General features: G+C 55.5%; 14 protein-coding genes. 5 read left to right on the top strand and 9 right to left on the bottom strand.

The window, feature by feature from the left end; translation table 11 throughout:
- Positions 1-184 precede the first annotated feature (184 nt).
- Positions 185-1,129, bottom strand: coding sequence for a fasciclin domain-containing protein (locus tag Poly21_RS00555; protein WP_146404950.1), 945 nt, complete (start codon positions 1,127-1,129; stop codon positions 185-187).
- 417 nt (positions 1,130-1,546) lie between these two features.
- On the opposite strand from Poly21_RS00555, the gene def reads away from it, so the two are divergent.
- From def to Poly21_RS00535, 4 genes are read left to right on the top strand one after another with little or no spacing between them, the layout of a single operon-like run.
- Entirely contained in the window at positions 1,547-2,131 is a 585-nt protein-coding gene (gene def, locus Poly21_RS00550) for a peptide deformylase (RefSeq protein WP_146404948.1), read from the top strand.
- Positions 2,128-3,165 (top strand): methionyl-tRNA formyltransferase, encoded by a 1,038-nt coding sequence (gene fmt / locus Poly21_RS00545; RefSeq protein ID WP_146404946.1) that lies wholly within the window; start codon positions 2,128-2,130, stop codon positions 3,163-3,165. The genes def and fmt overlap by 4 nt, the downstream gene beginning before the upstream one ends.
- Entirely contained in the window at positions 3,162-4,523 is a 1,362-nt protein-coding gene (locus tag Poly21_RS00540; protein ID WP_146404944.1) for a glycoside hydrolase family 99 protein, read from the top strand. The genes fmt and Poly21_RS00540 overlap by 4 nt, the downstream gene beginning before the upstream one ends.
- A gap of 4 nt (positions 4,524-4,527) precedes the next feature.
- Positions 4,528-5,697, top strand: a complete 1,170-nt coding sequence (locus tag Poly21_RS00535) for a glycosyltransferase (protein ID WP_367302515.1) — start codon at positions 4,528-4,530, stop codon at positions 5,695-5,697.
- A 323-nt stretch (positions 5,698-6,020) separates the two neighbouring features.
- On the opposite strand, the gene csb2 is transcribed toward Poly21_RS00535, so the two are convergent.
- From csb2 to cas3g, 4 genes are all read right to left on the bottom strand, one after another.
- Positions 6,021-7,667: a type I-G CRISPR-associated protein Csb2 gene (gene csb2, locus Poly21_RS00530; protein ID WP_146404942.1), complete on the bottom strand. Its 1,647-nt coding sequence runs from the start codon at positions 7,665-7,667 to the stop codon at positions 6,021-6,023.
- A 4-nt stretch (positions 7,668-7,671) separates the two neighbouring features.
- Positions 7,672-8,646: a type I-G CRISPR-associated RAMP protein Csb1/Cas7g gene (gene cas7g, locus Poly21_RS00525; protein WP_146404940.1), complete on the bottom strand. Its 975-nt coding sequence runs from the start codon at positions 8,644-8,646 to the stop codon at positions 7,672-7,674.
- Between the two features lie 127 nt (positions 8,647-8,773).
- A complete protein-coding gene (cas8g1, locus tag Poly21_RS00520) occupies positions 8,774-10,957 on the bottom strand; it encodes a type I-G CRISPR-associated protein Cas8g1/Csx17 (RefSeq protein WP_146404938.1) in 2,184 nt (727 codons plus the stop codon).
- Complete coding sequence (gene cas3g / locus Poly21_RS00515; RefSeq protein ID WP_146404936.1) at positions 10,954-13,515, bottom strand: type I-G CRISPR-associated helicase/endonuclease Cas3g; 2,562 nt, start codon at positions 13,513-13,515, stop codon at positions 10,954-10,956. Before cas3g ends, cas8g1 begins: the two co-directional genes overlap by 4 nt.
- Positions 13,516-13,983: 468 nt before the next feature.
- On the opposite strand from cas3g, the gene Poly21_RS00510 reads away from it, so the two are divergent.
- Positions 13,984-15,186 carry an ATP-binding protein gene (locus Poly21_RS00510; RefSeq protein WP_302117061.1) on the top strand — a complete coding sequence of 401 codons (1,203 nt, stop codon included), beginning with the start codon at positions 13,984-13,986 and terminating at the stop codon, positions 15,184-15,186.
- Positions 15,187-15,215: 29 nt separating this feature from the next.
- On the opposite strand, the gene Poly21_RS00505 is transcribed toward Poly21_RS00510, so the two are convergent.
- From Poly21_RS00505 to cmr4, 4 genes are all read right to left on the bottom strand, one after another.
- A complete protein-coding gene (locus Poly21_RS00505; RefSeq protein ID WP_146404934.1) occupies positions 15,216-15,539 on the bottom strand; it encodes a calcium-binding protein in 324 nt (107 codons plus the stop codon).
- Positions 15,540-15,841: 302 nt separating this feature from the next.
- On the bottom strand, positions 15,842-17,161 hold the full coding sequence (cmr6, locus tag Poly21_RS00500) for a type III-B CRISPR module RAMP protein Cmr6 (protein ID WP_302117058.1): 1,320 nt from the start codon (positions 17,159-17,161) through the stop codon (positions 15,842-15,844).
- Positions 17,154-17,588 (bottom strand): type III-B CRISPR module-associated protein Cmr5, encoded by a 435-nt coding sequence (cmr5, locus tag Poly21_RS00495; protein WP_146404930.1) that lies wholly within the window; start codon positions 17,586-17,588, stop codon positions 17,154-17,156. The genes cmr6 and cmr5 overlap by 8 nt, the downstream gene beginning before the upstream one ends.
- Positions 17,585-18,412, bottom strand: coding sequence for a type III-B CRISPR module RAMP protein Cmr4 (gene cmr4 / locus Poly21_RS00490; protein WP_146404928.1), 828 nt, complete (start codon positions 18,410-18,412; stop codon positions 17,585-17,587). The genes cmr5 and cmr4 overlap by 4 nt, the downstream gene beginning before the upstream one ends.
- Positions 18,413-18,465: the final 53 nt, after the last annotated feature.

The raw sequence follows: 18,465 nt of genomic DNA, 5'->3' as shown, positions 1-18,465 counted from the left end.
AGGACACGAGTTTGTGTTCAGATTGGATCGAGGTGAGGATCTCGATAAAAAACGCAGTCAGTCTGCAACGCCGAAATCCTCGAACACCGAATGGCCCCTGAATATTCAGGGTGCCAAGATGTTCGAGGACAGGCCTCATTGTGGTTTAATCTTTGTGAATCAACTGCATTGATTCGCAAACGATCTAGGGCATCAGCACGTGATCGATGACGTGGACGACGCCGTTGCTCGTCATGATGTCAGCGGCAGTGACAGTCGCATCATCAATCATCACTTTCCCATCGGCTGTCTTGATCGAGAGCTTTTCTCCGTTGACGGTCTTCGCCGTGGACAGCTTCGCCGCGTCGGCCGCGAGGACAGCACCGGGGACGACGTGATAGGTCAGAATTGACACGAGCTTGCCCTTGTTCTCGGGCTTGAGCAGGCTGGCGATTGTGCCTTCGGGAAGTGCTGCGAATGCCTCATCGGTGGGAGCGAAGACTGTGAATGGTCCTTCGCCTTGAAGCGTTTCGACGAGGCCGGCAGCTTTTACCGCAGCCACTAACGTGGAGAAGTTTTTGCTCCCCGCAGCAGTGGCAACGATATCTTTATCAGCAGGCATCAGTACACTATCGATGACGTGGATCACACCGTTGCTCGTTACGATATCGGCTTTCACGACCTTCGACTTGTTGATCATGACGCCGGAGTCGCTCGCCTTGATCACGAGCGGTTGACCTTCGACCGTCTTGGCACTGTTCAGCTTCGCAGCATCGGCCGCCATTACTTTGCCGGAGACGACGTGGTAGGTCAGGATGTTTTGCAGTTTCTTGCGATTCTCAGGTTTGAGCAAGGCTTCGACTGTTCCTGATGGCAGCTTGGCGAACGCAGCGTCAGTAGGCGCGAATACAGTGAAGGGCCCATCGCTCTTGAGCGTGTCGACCAAGCCAGCGGCCTCGACGGCAGCGACGAGTGTCTTGAACTGACCGGCGGCGACGGCAGTGTCGACAATGTCGTCCGTTGTGTCAGCAGGGGCTGCGACGAGGGTGGTTGCCTTTTGGTGGGCGGCAGCGGCAGCGAGTGGACACTGCTCACCGGCCGACAGGCTGGAAGTGGAAAACATGGCTACGAGGCAGATTAACTTTTTCATCGTGGGGTCTCAGTTGGGGAGGATTCGGTTTGACCGCGTCGACTCGGAGTCGCGGTCTCTGCAGTGTTAGTAGGGCTCCCAAACGGGATGACCACTCCAATCAGAATCTTTCACGCAGGAATTTTTCGGAACACGCACGGGAGCCAACCCCGTCGTGGATCACGTGGCGAATCAACCTCTCGATCACGAGCGACATCGATTTCACCAATGCCGTCACACTCCAGCGATACAATCGCCACATCCAGCGGTTACTGACGTTCGTGCCAGACGGCGATGTTCGCTCGCTTGCCGGGGTGTGTGAATCGACGTGATGCGGTTGCGATTGGCTCCCGATCTGCAGGTTCTTATCAAATCCGCGCCCATGCTTCATAATCAGCTGCACCGAATGCCTCCCATCTACAGATTATTGTCGACGCCATGACCCTTTCGATCATCCATTACCCTCACCCGACACTGCAGCATCGCAGTCGACCCATTGTACGAGTTGACGCAAAACTTCGCGGCATGGCTGCAGAGATGTTGGAGCTGATGTACGACAACGAAGGCGTCGGGCTGGCGGCCAATCAAGTCGATCTGCCGATTCGGATGTTCGTCGCCAACCCCAGTGGGGAGCGTGGTGAGGGCGAAGAGTGGATCGTCATCAATCCAGTGATCGATCGTCCGAAGGGCAGTGAATCCGGACAGGAGGGGTGCCTCAGCGTTCCGGGCGTGTACGCGCAGGTGAAGCGGCCCAAGACTGTTCGGCTGCAAGGCTACGATCTGCAAGGAAATGAAATTAATGTTGAGCTTGATGGGTTCTTGGCACGCGTTGTCCAGCATGAGGTTGATCATCTCGACGGGGTGATGTTCTTTGATCGAATTGGGATCGAAGCAAAACGTGACATTGAACACGCGCTCGCTGAGTTTGAGACGACGTTTGAGTCGCTCCGAAATACCGGCAGCATTCCCGACGACGCCGAACTCGCACGTCGACTCGCAGAGTGGGAAAAAGCTTACACATGAATTCCGTAAAACGCCGCATTATCTTGATGGGCACGGGCCCCTTCGCTGTCCCTTCCTTCGAAGCGATCCGCGCTGCGGGACATGAGGTACCGCTTGTCATCACTCGCCCCCGCCCACCCGTCAAGAGTCGCCGCGGCCCGCCGCCGGCCCCAGTTCACGATTGGGCGGTTGCCCATGGACTTCCGCTCGAGTCCCCCGACAGTATCAATGAGGACGCTGTGGTGCAGCGGCTTGCCGAGCTTGAGGCGGATCTCATGGTGGTGTGTGACTACGGACAGATACTCCGGCCCGCTGCGTTGGCAACGACACGGTGGGGAGGCATTAACCTGCACGGTTCACTGTTGCCAGCCTACCGAGGTGCAGCTCCGGTGCAGCGAGCGGTGCTCAGTGGAGACTTGGAAACCGGCGTGAGTGTGATTCACATGACCCCACGGCTCGATGGCGGACCCATTCTTGCCACCCGCCGAACCCCAATTGGGACAACCGAGACCTCGGGCGAGCTCGAAGAACGCCTCTCGGCGATCGGTGTGCAAGCCACGATCGAAGCGATCGAGCTGCTCGACCAATCGCTAGTCGGTCATGACCCTGCAGAGCCGCTGCCGACATTGGGGGCTGTCCAAGATCCAGCACGCGTGTCCAAGGCACCCCGGCTCCATAAGGCGGAAGCTGAGATTGACTGGTCCCGCTCCGCTCGCCATATCGACTGTCTCGTTCGCGGGATGCAACCCTGGCCAATCGCGTACACCTTTGCCGAGACGAAACCTGGCAAACCACCCGTGCGGCTGGCCATCGTTCGGGTCACCGCTCGGCCCGATGCGGCGGCTGATGACGCCCAGATCGGACATCTGCTCGTTAGCGACACGAAAGATGAGATGGCGATTGGCTGCGGTGATGGACGCATCATCGTCGAGCGATTGCAACCGGCCGGAAAAAAAGAGATGGACGCGGCGGAATTCATTCGAGGACATCGCTTGCAAGCCGGCTTTCGATTTGGAATGGCTACCCCGACCGAAAATACGAGCCCCCAGGTATGAACCGACGAACAACCGATGTGCGATTATTCTGCGTGAGCCTGAGCGTGCGAGCTAGCGTCGTATCTGATCGTCCACCGCATGGCGACGCTCACAACCGCGCGAGATGTCTTGGTGCGTCATGGGGGACTCCAACGTTAAATAGCTTTTCCCCGCTCATGCAGGCCGGATTCGCCTTGTTGCTCGGGATCGTCTGCAGCGTCTGCGGACCCGTTCATCATGCGTACGCCGCCGATCCCGTTCCCACCATCGACGCGACCACCCTGCATCACAAGGTGCTCTGTGGCTACCAAGGCTGGTTCCGCTGCCCCGATGACCCGAGCGGTCGGGGCTGGGTTCACTGGAGTCGTGACCGGAAACAGATCACACCGCAGTCGCTGACAATTGAAATGTGGCCGGACATGCGCGAGTACACCTCGGGCGAGAAGTATCCGGCACCCGGTTTCACCTACCCCGACGGTCGTCCGGCGGAACTGTTCAGTTCGGCAAACCCGCTCACCGTCGATCGGCATTTCGATTGGATGCGTCAATACGAAATTGATGGTGCGCTGGTGCAACGATTTGTTTCCGGCACCGGACACCCTGACTCCACACGTGTACTCCGTCATGCCGCTGCAGCGGCGCAGGAGACGGGACGCGTCTTTGCCGTCGAGTATGACATGAGCGGTGTGCCCGAAGATCAATTGTTGACGCGGATCACCACGGACTGGAAAGCTCTCGTGGATGAAATGAAGATCACCGAAAACCCTCAGTACCTACACCATGAGGGGCTGCCTGTGCTGGGGGTTTGGGGATTTTTCCCTGAGCGATTTAGCAGCGAAACGGCTCATGCTCTGATCGACTTTTTCAAAGCGGAGGGGCCCTACCAAGTCACGCTGATCGGCGGTTGCAACTGGCCGTGGCGTAACGAGTCGGACCCCCAGTGGGCACGGGCGCTTCGCCGCTTTGATGTCCTCAGTCCGTGGAACGTGGGGCATGTGCACCGGGAAGCCGGCAAGCTCTATGCTGACACGGGACGTTGGGCAGGGGACCGTGAGGAAGCCCAGCGGCATGGGATGGGCTACATGCCTGTTGTGTTCCCCGGGTTCAGTTGGGATAATCTCAAACATCAACCCGCCGGCACTACGGACATTCCTCGGCTCGGTGGCGAGTTCTACTGGCGGCAATTCGAAACTGCGGGCGAACTCCAGATCGAGATGGTGAAAGTCGCGATGTTCGACGAAGTTGACGAGGCGACCGCCATTTTCAAAGTCAGCGACACGCCGCCGACGCAAGCTCATTTTCTCGGGCTGGAAGGTCTCCCGTCGGACACTTATCTACGGTTGACTGGTAAAGGCAGCCGATTGATCCGAGGCGAATGATCACTTGAATGATTCCTCAGGCGACTCGATCGAATGCGCGGACGCAGCCTCGCAATGTGTCGCAACGGATCCATTGAAGCAGTTGAGCATCGCATGTGTGATTCACTCGCTCGATGGTGGTGGTGCCGAACGAGTGATGGCGGGATTGTCAGGACGACTCGCTGCGCGGCAGCACCGTGTTGACTTGATCACGCTCGATGACGGGGCGCGGCGTCGTCACCAACTCAGTGATGCGGTGCGATGGATTCCGCTCGATGTGATGTCGACGGATAAACGCAAGATCGGCTGGGTAGAGCGTGTCACGAGCCTGCGCCGCCAAATCATCCAGGGCGAGTATGACGTCGTGTTATCGTTCTGCGACTCAACCAACGTATTGGTTCTCACGGCGACCCGGGGGCTGCGCCGATGCCCGCGTGTGGTCGTCAGTGAACGCAGCGACCCGGCTCATCAATCGCTCGGGCGAGTGCGTGAATGGCTGCGTGATCGGTTGTATCCCCGCGCCGATGCCGTGGTCTGTTTGAGCGACGAGGTAGCCGCAACATTGCATCGCCGCATGAATATTCACCCCGTCGTGATTCCATCGGCAGTTGAACTTCCGCCCCCAGAATATACGCAATTACGAGCGGCAAGCCATGCGCCCACTGCCGTACGTTTGATTGCCATCGGTCGACTGGAGCCCGAGAAGGGATTTCAGCGATTGCTACAGGCACTCGCTGGAATTACGCAAGACGGCGAGGCACCAGCGTGGACACTGCGGATCCTCGGCGACGGGAGCGAGTTAACAGCACTCGAAGCGATCGCACGCGATGGGAAGATCGCAGACCGCGTCGAATTTAGCGGCTGGGTCGATTCCGTGTGGCCACACTTAGCAGAGGCTGATGTGTTTGTGCTGCCGAGTTTATACGAAGGCTTCCCATCGGCGATGCTTGAGGCGATGGCGGGCGGTCTCGCCGTGGTCGCCATTGATGCGGGTGGTGGCGTCCGATCCGCGATCAGGCACGGCGAAAACGGTTGGCTGGTCGAAAACGAGGCCACCGCCCTCGCCTCCGGTCTACGTGAGATCCTCGCCAACCCCTCCCTGCGAGCAAAACTATCCACCGCCGCCCCCCAGATCACCAACGAGTTCAACTGGGACACCATGGTAGATGCATACGAGCGCACCCTCCGCGGATGATGATGTCTCAGGACGTTTCTTTTTGGCGCCGGCTCGCCCGCCAGCAACGCAGCTTTGGCAATAACGGTGATCGATTGAAGCCAACTAAGGGCATTCTAGACAATATGTATCATTCAGCTTTCCAAACTTATAGCGAGTTAGCGCTAGATGTCATGCCGGAAAAGTCATCAATAATTAATTTGAACTCCCTCCGCATTTGATTCATCAAGCCCTGAACCGGATTTAAGGTCCGAGAACTTTTAGCGACGTTTTGGGTACGAAAACCGTTGTAGATCAAGAATAAAGGTCTTCAGCGGTTGCTTCGGGCATTCACTGTGTCAATTTCATGCATACGCCACCGCGGAAAACTGTCCCAATCCAAAGTGGCTACCATAGCCGAGTGAGATAGGCCCTTCGACTGGAACGTCGAAGATCAGTCGGAATCCATAGCCTTGTGTTGATGCTTGACGGCCGCCGCCACGCTGACGCGTTCGACGGAATTTCAACCAAGACGTTTTTGTGCCACCGAGAAATGTGTGAAATGTACGTTCGATCGTGACGCCTTCAGCAAATTCAGCCAGCCATGGACGCCGGTTGAGCTCTTTCCGCACGAGTCGCTCCAACTCGCGGTGTTCCGCCTCTGCGTAGCACTGAGGGTCCTTCTTTTCGTGATTGCGAATCCTCAGGTGATCCGTCGCGACAAAGGGTGTACGCGATTCCCAGACACGGCTCGACGCAAGCAAAGCAGTTTGTCCACGACGCGGATCCAGGCCACCAAAGTCACAGGGGGAGCCAACGCCGAGTGGGACGACTTGCAGGTCATGACCATCAGATCCGTGCATGTGGGTGAACCGGCTAAGCGCAGCTTCATCGTTTGGTTGAATTCCGGCCGGGATGAAAATGGTCAAATGCGTGATGCGCCCACGACTGTTGGGACCGAGAGATTCAGCGAAATAGTGTGCGTGGCCGTGAGTCTGAGAACCGTCCCTTCGTGGCGTGCCATCGGCGTACTTACCAGAGAACGCTTCGGAACACTGGTCGCCATTTTGCCGTTTCGAACAGCCCATAATGTAGCTCCTTGCGCGCTCCCCGATCCACAATGCATCCGTCAATCGAGGACGCACTGGTCCCGCAACCGCGAAGCGAGCGATTGTTGGTCCATTCGCTTTCGGTATGAGTGACTCTGAACGCTGTATGGGCTTCTCATTCTCGCGAACATAATCGATCCACCGACTTGCCGGCGGACGATTCCAACCAGCTTTGCGCAATTGATCTGTTTCGACGTGTAATGCATCAAATGCCGATACGGGTAACGATCGTTGAATTGCAGCTTTCTCATTTGCGGAAAGCTTGATCTTGTCAGTTGGTTTGCCCTTCTCCATTGCTTTCGCGCGTTTATCGGAGAGCTTTTGTTTTTCGATCTGGTTCTGTATCTGAGCTCGCCACTGGCCATATTGAGCCCAGTCGTCCGACGCGAGCAAGCGAATCAGCTCCTGACAACTACCGACGCCTCGATCGTCTAGTTGCTTTGCATTAAATGAGTCGGGAGCGGTTAACGAGACTGAGGCCTCTACCCACGATTCAGCACGTCCAAAGTAACTCATTGCTGAGACCAACTGAGCAAGCAACCGACGCTGGTCTTCCGTCAGTTCCAATTTGGGCCAGCAGACGACTAACGGATCATTCGGACTGACTGCGATGAACGTGTCAAAGACCTTGGTCTTTGCATCGTTTATTGTTGGCATGTAGTGACGCGTGTGTCCCGAAGTGCTCGGGGGAAGTTTGTACGCGGGTACATCCGAGAGTTTGTGCATAAGGTCATGCATCTGGGCTTCCGGGATTTCCGGGAATTTGTAGTGCCATACTGCCAGTAGTGCGCGTAAAATACGCCACGGCGATGGTGGCCATTCAACGGCACCTTCATTCACTTGTCGTCCCCACGGTGTCGCATGATACTTGCCGGTGAGGAACCGCATTTCAATGGCAATCATGGGGTTATTTCTTGTAGCTCATTTGGGTAACAGCGGGATCCGCAAAAAGTTTTTCATCTGCCGCTCTCTGGACAAGCCCTGGCAGTTCGCTCTCGAGGAATTCTAATTCTGGGAAATCGAAGCCCAAGGGCCGCTTGACGATGATGCCATCGGTCGCTTCCAAATCGCATGCAGTGCGAAGCCGTAAGCCTTCACTTAGGAATTTGCGAATTTTGTACAGTGAAATGGCGATCAATAGGCATTCAGCATTCTCGCCTAGGCCATAGCCGCGCAGTTGTGCCAGGTCGAGATTGAAGTAGGCTACGATCGATCTCGCCGTGTACTCGTCGCGATGGTATGGCACGTTACCATAGCCTTCGGCCGCTTTACCGTAAGGAGTGTTCTCACCGGTGCCTGGTTGCACACGATCGAACTTCACTCCACCGGCCGAGGCAACCTCAATTCCTTCGGCCTCTACGAATCCCGAGATTACTCGAGGCAAGCGAACGACACCGCCAAGTTTTTCGAGAAAAGTACCGTGAAGCAAACTGCATGGATCATACTTCAGCAGTGCCTTGGCTAGTTTTTGGCGATTGAATGGTTTGTTAGCTTCAAACCCGATGGAATCTTTGATCGCATCGAACTCTGGAGACTTTGAGGACGCGATGTAAGGCGAATTCAATCGATGCGCTTCGCGAATTGAGTCGGTCACCGTTCCGTCGGGCAAAGTGGTTTGTACGTAGGGCAGGCCATTGAGCGGAGACACCAGCGAATTGTTACCCTCATCCCAACAGACCGATTCCAACCGATTGGCTACCGATTGAGCGGATTCGACCAGCAGGCAGTCAACCGGATCGCCCGCACCGTTGAACCCTTTGAACGTCGCGGCACCGAGATCCGGAAAACCAGTCGGCTGAAAACGAGACCCTTGAATCGGCTTGAGAGGAATTTCCACCAACAGTCGGGGTGCGGATTTTAATGCGTCGAATTGAATTGTCATTCGTAACTCCTAAGGGAAAACTAGAAAAGAAATGCAGTAGCGGAAGGTGTTCCGCAGTCAGAGACCAGAGGCCGACACAAGAACTGCCATGGACATCAGCTCGCGGGAATTGAAACAAGACACTCACTCAGCCCGGATGGGCGACACTCGTGTCAACGTTTGGCTCAGACTGATGCAACACACGGTGTGATAACCGGTCGGCGTCCTTTTTCGAAATCGGGAACAACAAAGCTGCGGCGGTTCGCTGGGCCTGCTGGCGACTCATCGGCAATGCGTCGGCAGCTGGTCCAAAACCAGACGCAGTCAATCGCCGCGAAGCCAGTCGTGTCGCTTCCGCACCATCACCCAATGTGGCTCGCCGTAAGATTTGCGGGTTTAACACGATGGCAACGTCATTGAGTCTGTGAGGCAGGTAGCAAAGCTTGAGTAAACCATACGCCGCATCGGGCATCGCGCGTCCGACCTGAGGAGCATGCAATGTCTGCATGACTTTCGCAAAGCCCTCTTTGGATTGGGGAAAGTCCATCAGGCAAAAGGCCTTGAACAGGCTTTCGATACGTTCGTCATTAACAGCGCCACCAATAAACGCTGCGATGTCCGGCAAGGTTGCTACTAAGCGACCGCGAAGTGGGGCGAGTAATTCCTTTGACGCATCATCTTTGCCAGACTTCATCACGTCGATCATGCGGCGATTCAGGATGGCGGACAAGTTTTGGGTGAGCGAGCCGCTGGTCCAAACGATCGCAGGGTCGGATGCGTCGCGAGCCCATTTGGGATATCGCGACCTCCAAGTCGTCGGATCGATCGGTTCGAAATGTCGACGGATAGGACCAACCGAGCTGTGGGTAACACTGGCCAAGGCGGCAGCCAATCTAAATTCGCAACTACAATCGTATGACTTTATCAACCAATCGTCGCTCAGAAGCGGCAGCGGACTGATTCCGCTGCCCATGCTGCCATCACGCAGTTGTTTTGAAATGGCAACACTGGCTTCTGCTTCGCCCAACGCGATCAAAGTTGCCTGCACGTCGGTGGCGTCGCCTCGCTGGCAAAGGTTCAAAATGCTCGACTCAAGTTGTCGCAACGCTCGCCCGGCGCGCGCCGGAGCCGTCTTTCCCGTCGCCGCACGACGAAACCGATCGAGCCAGTGGTCGAGCGGAGCCAGTAGCTCTTCTGCTTCGGGTTGAGCCTTGACTTGGAAACGAGCCAGTGGCACGGCAAGATAGGCAAGGCCGTTACGTTGCTGAAATCCATAACGCTGGAACTCATTGATACCGCGATCGACACCTAAAGACGCGATCGCCCTCGCAAAATCGACCCCGTTTTTTGCCTTTCGTTTACGTGTTTCCACGCGTCCTTCGGAGAGCAATGTCGTGATAGCGGCAAAGCTCGCGGGCGACTCCCAAATCGGAAGCCACATTTCGGCCCGAGAGGAGGCCTCGTCCGTATCGCTGCTGCTTCGGTATCCCACACCCGTTGAACGAACGCAAAACGGATAGGCAAGTGCTCCACTGTCGCCCGACTCCAATCGCTTGGTGGACGCCGCCGCGAACATGATCGCCCCCTCCAGCATCAACACATAATCCCATGAGTTCACCGTGCTATAGCCATCGAAACCCGAACCACTATTCGATCCGCCGAGGCTACCTGGGTCGTACTGACCGATCGTACCGCGACTTCGGCAACAGCTCAGCTCGGCAAACAGCGATTCCTCAATTCGAGCTTCCGCATCCACTGCCGCATTCCCATCCGTAGGATTCAATAGCGAGATCAAATGCTGCATGAAGTTATTCGTGAACTCCAGGCGACCATCGTTTCCGCCTGTACCCAGAAGCGGCGGATATTTAGGTCCAGCGCCGGTAAGGACAAATGCAGCATCCAGCCACGTCAACACATTATCTGGTAGAGTATTTCGGCATAACAACAAAAGATTGGCCTTCTCCTCATCCTCGGGCATATTCGTCAGGAGAGATTTGCACTGTGCAAGAACATCGCGGTAAGAGCAAAATCTCGCGGCCTCTCCGCCTTCAATCGCCTTCATCGCGTCTTGATTGTCTTTTGGATTGAATCCGCTCCCGCCGTTCCACGGCGCAACAAGTGGAGTTGGACTGTACTGATTCAAGAAAAATTCCTGTAACGCCGTTTCATTCAGTGTCGACCGTAGCCAGAACGAATCATTCTTCCACCAGCACAGCGCGGTTGTGTCCACTTGCTCAGCAACAAGCCGCAAGATCCCGAGTGCTTTCAAGTAGTGTGCCAGAGGCGTCGGCGAGCAGCCCTTCAAGTTGATCGTATGGAGTTGGTTGCTCATTTGGAGGTTCCTTTCTCGCTACCACGCCAGTCAGCGACACGAACCATTGATTCCAGAAACGCCAGCCGAAATGGTCCAAGATCGTCACGCAGTCCGATCGTGCGAGCCAACCAACTTGGATGACCATCGCACTCGCCTAGCTGCATTAATCCCAGAGACAATTTGGTTGCTTCAGAAATATCTCCTTCGGCATTGCCGATCTCGATCCGGGGCAATTCATCGCCATCCCATATTCCGCGAGCGAATAACCGGCCAGCATCGGGCGGTTGATTCTCATTGGGCATGCTTCTCAAGCTCATTCGAACCTTGCCGTGATGGGCGGCGATCAAGTAGGCAATCAAGTCGGATGCCGGATCATGAGGATGCTGTTGCAGCCAAGCGAGTGCACTGGCCAATTCGTGGCGAAAGCCGCGACGAAGCTGGAGCAGGACCTCAATCATGACATCAGAGTCGACATCTGGCGTTTCGGAAGGGACAATCTGATAGTTCAGGTAACCGCTCTTGCCCGACTTTGCCCACAGCTGATTGGGATCCAGTTGGGAATTCGATGCAATGACTGCACCCTGGAACGCTGGATGACTCTTGCCAACATCATGCCACCAAGCAGCTCGGATGACCGACGACCATGGCACATCGGTTAGTTCACTCTGGAGTGCTTGTCGCAGGGCGACCGCTGCCTGTCCGACATCCCGCAAGTGGGCTTCTACACTTAATGGCCTACCAGCCAAATCGTCTTCATCCATCGACGCTTGAAGCACTCCGACTTCGCTCCGGCAATCGGAGACGGGGGCATGCTTTGGATCGGCTGTCCAACCCAGTTCTCTGTCATAGCCACCGGCTCGCGAATGAAACAGTAACACCATGCCGGGTCGAGCCGCATTCGGTTTGACCACTTGCCACTGTCGATCGAGTGAATCCCATGTATAGCAAAGAATATCTTTGTTGGCTGCTTTCTTGATGAATGCCGAACTGCCGCGAACCGCCGCGATCGAAACCGAACAAAGTTCGTCTCGGGATGGAGCAGGGAACATAACACTGCCATCGTCGAGCTTCGGCATCGGCGGCTTGCCACCGAGCGTTTTGTCTTTTAGGTCCCAGTCTCGCCAGTAGACTTGGACGTCGCAATCATCGCTATCTCGAATATAGCGCGATACATCGAGATCGTTTACGCTCAAGTCAGCGGTCGTATCGAACAGATCAAGCAAATCCTTGCGACGTAAAACATGGTGAATAACGCGTGGTGTTTCGACTTCGACGCCCGCAAGTGACTGTGGCCCGACCTCCGCTAGCTCATTCATAGCCGCGCGAGCAGCCTCGAGTTCGGCAATTTCGTACGGCAACGCCAAATCCGCGACTCGTTTCGGATTGGACGTATCGATGTCAATCCAGTGAACCTGGGCTGCGGCTTTATTGTTTACACCACACATTCCACGCCGATTGCAGCGACCGAATCGTTGCACCAAGGATGACCAGGGGGCGAGTTCTGTGAATAAGACGGTCGACGAAATATCCACGCCCGCTTCGATAGCCTGAGTAGAAATCACGATCCGTCCAGCTGTGGGAATCGTCGACTCGTCAAGTGCTGCGGCTTGAATGTTTGATCGATCGGCAGGTCGAAAACGCGAATGGATCAGCGATGTTTCCGGTTTCACATCCAGTTTGCCTACCAGTTTTTTAATCGCTTCGAAGACCTCCTGCGCTCGATTCACACGGTTGACCACGACCAATGTTAGCTCGCCGGAAACGTGTGCGGCGACAATCAATTCCGCCAACGATCCGGCGTATGTTTTTTTGTTGTCGGGAGTTAACTCAATGCTAGCTTTAACGCACGGCTTCTTTGCATTGAGCAGCTGAAACACCCGCTCATTATTCGTGTCATCAGCCTGAAGTGTTTCGGCCGACCAATCATCACCATCGGATTGCAGGTGATCGACGGTTGCCAACGCATTGGAATCCAGCGTGGCCGACATCCACAGCGTATGCGATTGTCCGTACGTTGCTAACTTGCGTCGCAGTCCCGCCAGCTGAGCAGTTGTTGTCAGACCGACGCCCATCAACTGCGTCTCGTCGATCACCCATAAACTGTCGTTGTTGAGTAGCGAAAAGTGAACGGGCCAAGCGTAGCGGCTCATCCCGTAGCCACGATTGAGCGATCGTGAAAGCAGCATGTCCTGAGTACCGATCAATACTTGATCGGCTTCAGGATGCTCGAACCATCGCTGATCATCTTCGCCACCCATCAGTACAGCGACACGAACCCCACCTGTATTTCGATCGGCAATTTGCAAATTCTCCACCCAGCCAGAAATCGCATTACGAGTCTGTTCCACCAACGTCCGCATTGGCAGGCAATATACGAGACGTCTTGGCGTTGCCAACTTCACTGCGTCATCCGCGTAGCGCCGACGGTACAGCCAAGCCAACGCAGCTGCAGCGGTTTTCCCTACTCCGGTAGGCACGCTTAAAACCTGTGGAAGCGGCTCTTGTGTTCCCAAACGGGCTTGGTAGGGATAGGGCGGACGCCCTGTCGCTTGTTGAAAGAATGAGTCAAAATCCATGCCTGTGTTTCGCATGCTAGGTTGGGTCGTAAAAACAATTGAAAACGTAGCTTAGCTGACCGGGGTGACACGTTTGGTCACCGGGGGGGTCGGTTTCGAATTTCTTTTGGAAAGTTCTTTTCGTTTTCGCAGGCTCATCAGAGCCCACAGGATTTCGTTCTCGGAATGAGTGGCTGCGATTGAGCCGAGTGACTCGAGAAACGCCACACGTAGAAGTGGATCGCAGATCATTCGGTCGACCGAAACGGTGTGTTCGCGTTGAAACATGATCCAACTGTCGAGCAAGGGTTGTTTGTCCACGGTGAGTATCGTTCCCACGCGTTCCGACTCGTGGCCTCATTGAAGGCATAACGCTGGCTAAAGTTGCAGTGACCGATTGACTGATTTCCGCGTTCAACGAACGCGGCCTCATTGATTACTTTGACAAATGTACGGAAGTAAGGTAAGTTTATCGAAATTCGATAAACCGTGCATACTTGGTTAGATATGGACCCTCGTACCAACCCGTTCGCCCCCGGAGCTGGCACGCCCCCGCCTGAATTGGCGGGCCGCGAGCATTTGCTTGAGAAAGCCTCCATCGCCGTCGATCGCTTGGCGGGCAAGCTCAATAGCCGGGGAATGGTCTTCTATGGTTTGCGCGGCGTTGGCAAGACGGTGCTGCTCCAGCAAATGCGACTCAACGCCTCGGCCGATGGTTACGTAACGGTGCCGATGGAAGCACCCGAAAATCGTTCACTGCCGTCGATCTTGCTGCCCGCTCTCCGAGCGACAGTGATCAAGAATTCGACAGGTGCTGCCGCGAAGGCCAAGTTCCGCGACTTGCTGGGAGTGCTCGCGTCGTTCGCGAACGCGGTGAAAGCCAAGTATGACGATGTGGAAGTCGTTCTCGATGTCGCGCCGACCGCGGGGATCGCCGATAGTGGAGACCTGGAGAGCGACCTATGCAGCCTGTTCTCAGAACTGGGGAGGATTGCCGCTGACCAGGCCACCGTGGTCGCTATCTACATCGACGAATTGCAGTACGTTTCCGAACTGGAGCTTGCCGCGTTGATTTCGGCGTTGCATCAAATCAGCCAAGAGCGATTACCAGTTACTTTATTCGCGGCTGGATTACCCCAGTTGCTGGGCCAATTGGGAAAAGCAAAATCGTACGCCGAGCGACTCTTTGATTTCCAGGAGATCGGTTCGCTAGAACGGGCCGCAGCGGCAGACGCGTTGACCATTCCAGCTCGTCAGCAATCCGTTGAGTTTGACTCCAGGGCTCTGGATCATATTCTCGATGAAACAAAGTGCTATCCATATTTTATCCAGGAGTGGGGGCAACATGCTTGGCAGATCGCCCCCACATCACCGATTACGCTCGTCGACGCACAGGCAACTACCGAGTCAGCCATCGCGCATTTGGACAGCAGCTTTTTCCGGGTTCGCTTTGACCGGCTGACGCCACAGGAGAAACGCTACATGCGGGCGATGGCGGAACTCGGCCCAGGCGCGCATCGTAGTGGTGACGTGGCTGAAGTATTGTCGAGATCGGTTCAAAGCCTCGGGCCGTGCCGGAGCTCGCTAATCAGGAAAGGGATGGCTTACAGCGCGTCGCACGGAGACATTGCGTTCACGGTCCCGCTGTTTGAAGGGTTTATGAAACGCACGATGGACCTGGTGATCGACTAGCGTCTTCAGCCTCGCGAACGCCAGTCTAGCTAAGCGGCCAAAAAGAGATGGCCGTCCGGTAGTGGTTCTAATAATTCAACGTTATGAGCCGCCACGGCGTAGCGTTTTCCGTTGTGAACGACGACCAAGTCGAGCACCATCGCATCGTACTTCGGATGCGCGGTATCGACGACTTCAACGGATTTACCCAAAACCTCTGCGGCGAAGGGGAATGCGAGTTCTTGACCGGCCATTTCGGTTGAGCCGCTGCACTGTTCTTGCTCGTCATAGCAGTCCACGGTTGCCTCTTGCTTGACTTCCTCGATCTCGCCCGGATCGAGTGAACTCAACCACCTAATTTCAATCGTCTTCATCGGTTTTATTTCCTTGGAGTTTACGACGTTGTCTAATAGTCCCGGCAGGGACGGCAGCACTCTGCCGGGGACGTCAGTCCCCGGTCCAGCCTGGAGTTTTCCGTCCCAGCCCCGCAGGGGCGACAGGGAGGACAACTTAGCATGCTCGTTGGGGTGCCGTTGTCGTCCCTTACGGGACACAAGAATATCACTTCAGCTTATTCTCACCGAAGACCACTAGCGGGCAGTGCTGTCAATTACGCTATTCTGCTAGAGCCTCCCCGAATCGTAGACGATCCCGTCTGTCCAACGCGATGCTCAGTCTAGCTTTCTAATTCTGGGTTTAGCTGGTTGACGATGTCTCGGACCTTGGATCCCTTTGGACTCCCGTACTTGGGTTTGTCGTTTCGTTTCCCCTGCATCGCGTTCGCGTTGGTCCATACGCCTTTGTAATTGGGTATCGATTCGATGAAATCGCGAATCCAGTCCAAACAATCTTGCGGTGGATCGGGATTCGATTTTGCAAAATCCAAGATGCCTTGGGTCATTTTTTGATCGTCGGCGGCACGCGTCCAGCTCTCCGCTCTTTGTTGCTTCATCAATGCTTGCAGTTGCGGCGAGGCACTGGCAAGCGACTCGGTGAACTCGGCCGCCTTGCGAGCTTCCTCAATCGCCGCGTCGCGTTGCCGACGTGCAGTTTCCTCCTCGACTTCAATCTTTCTCTCGATCTCAGAATCGACTGTGAAACATCCCATGCCGATGTTCGTCTTGGCACCCAAGCCGACCCAGTCGAGCCCATCGAGTAAACTCTCGGATCCAACGACTGGCTTATCAATCAATTCACCCAATCGTTCACGCCGCTCTCGCGAGCGTAACAGGACACCGTTGTCGTCGCACATCGGTCGTACCGCGATGCCAAATTGCCACGGCTGATCTGCCTCAACGGCCAAAAACGATATCGGGTTGGGGGACTGCCAATCGCCGGGCGGCTTGCGTGACTCTCCCGGTGACGGCTTGCGGTAGTAGTCTCCATAGTGCGGCGTCATGATCTCCTTCACCACACGCACCCGCTGCAAAGGTAACATGTCAAAAAACACAAGTTCGCCGATTTGTCCGCGTCCCCCGCACCGCTGGATGATCCGGGAGTCTTGATCGCCCAACCCGCATTCTCGCAACCAAGCCCGGAACATGCCCTTCAGTCCACTGCCGGCCAGGTACGGCGTCCCTAGAGTCGGATGCCAAGAGAATCCGTTTTCAAGTGGATGCTGTCGGCCCATGCCAGTGACAAAACGACTTTCGTTGCGAACGTAACAGATGCCTCCGCCCAACTGCTGAATCATCCGCCGTTGCCGATCGCAAGCGTTTTGCAGTTGACCATCGCTGCGACCTGCTCGTTGGTTGGCCATGGCCACAAACTCATCCAACCAATCACGGTTCTTGCCCGCCCGCTCGTCTTTCGGTGGATTGAACACGAGGACTTTTCCTGTCGTCGTGTCCCAGGTCCAGGCATCCCCGCATTTGTCAAAGATCAAGCCGAGATTCCCGTTTGTGTCATGTTTCCACGGGGCGGCTTCCGCTAAATCTCTCGGCAATGGCGAATGGTAGGAGGGCGTTCCCGATTTCTCTTGCATCAAGCTATTCATCGCTCGATCCCCCTTCATCGAACACACGATCGACCAAAAATGCTCGCGAGAATTGCTTGAGCCAATGGATGTACGCCATCGCTTCAATTTGGGCGGCGATATAGATTTCCTGTGACTCGGTGAGGGCACGGAAAACCGACTGTGGATCGTTGGCCTTTTCCGCTGACTCGAGCGGGCGACCAGGCGTCGTCAACCAATCGGTCACGTGATCAAACAGGTATCGGTGCGATTGCTTCTTGCCTTTGTCCTTTGCCAGCTCCGTTGCGAGTGCTTGGCCGATGCCGTTCATCGCGATCGTAGCCGGTAAGGCCGAGACGTAACTGACGTACATGCCGTCATAGTTGTCCGAGTTGATTTTTTGAATCATTTGCAGCGCATGGGCGGCGCGTTGCTGGTCGAGCGTTGGTTTGGTTGCAGTCGTGTTCATACCGCTGCCTCCGGCGAGGCGTCCGACGAGATCGGCGTGACAGCAAAGACTCCCTGACCCACGGTTTGGTTTCCACCGACTTGGAGATAGCCCGATTCGTTCAATTTGCTCTCAATCGCCGCGACTGCCTTAACGCCTGGACCGCGATCCGAAAGAATGCAGTAGAACAGCGAATCAGGCGGCAGCGTTTCTTCATACCAAAGATTTTTACTGGTCTTCGTTTCAATATCCAACTGATTTCGAGCATTGACACTCAAACCGTAGCGAGCAAACCAAGCAAAGTCATCATCACTGAGTACGACCAATCGCTCGTGGAGGAAGTCACTCACTGACGGCATCAACGGACGGATCATCTCGATGATGGAACCGTCGACCTCACCGATAGAATCAAACTGCCGTTCTTCCAAGTACACAGGTTTTCCCGTCGCAACCGTACACATGCAATCGCCGTCACCAATGCGAGGTATTTTCCCCAAACCGCCAACGCCCGTTCGAGCCGCATCACGCGAGAATCGATTGAGAAGCTGCGAACACGTCGTCCAGCGATACGCACCTTGCAGGCTGCGGACGGGCAATAACAACAATCGAGCATCGCCAACGATCAACTGGCCCGCATTTTCCTGCCGGCCGAATATCTGATCGATATTTTTGAGTTGAACATCACGCATCGCGTCCTTGATCGCTCCTTTGAGGGATGATCCAACGATGACGGGATAGTCAGTCGCCTTTTCGCGAGCGACGGGCAGGTCCACGAAACCAGCGTCCTGGCCACCGCCAGGATGAACCGACGTCTCAGCCAACATGCCAAATAAGCGGCTATTCATAAAGTTCCTTTTGAGATGAAGTTCGATTACGTATTCTTCGGTTGCGACGACCG

It is taken from the genome of Allorhodopirellula heiligendammensis (assembly GCF_007860105.1).
In the GTDB taxonomy this organism is placed as follows: Bacteria; Planctomycetota; Planctomycetia; order Pirellulales; family Pirellulaceae; genus Rhodopirellula; species Rhodopirellula heiligendammensis.
Note: the sequence above shows the minus strand (reverse complement) of the source record. Positions and strands in the feature narration are given on the sequence as shown.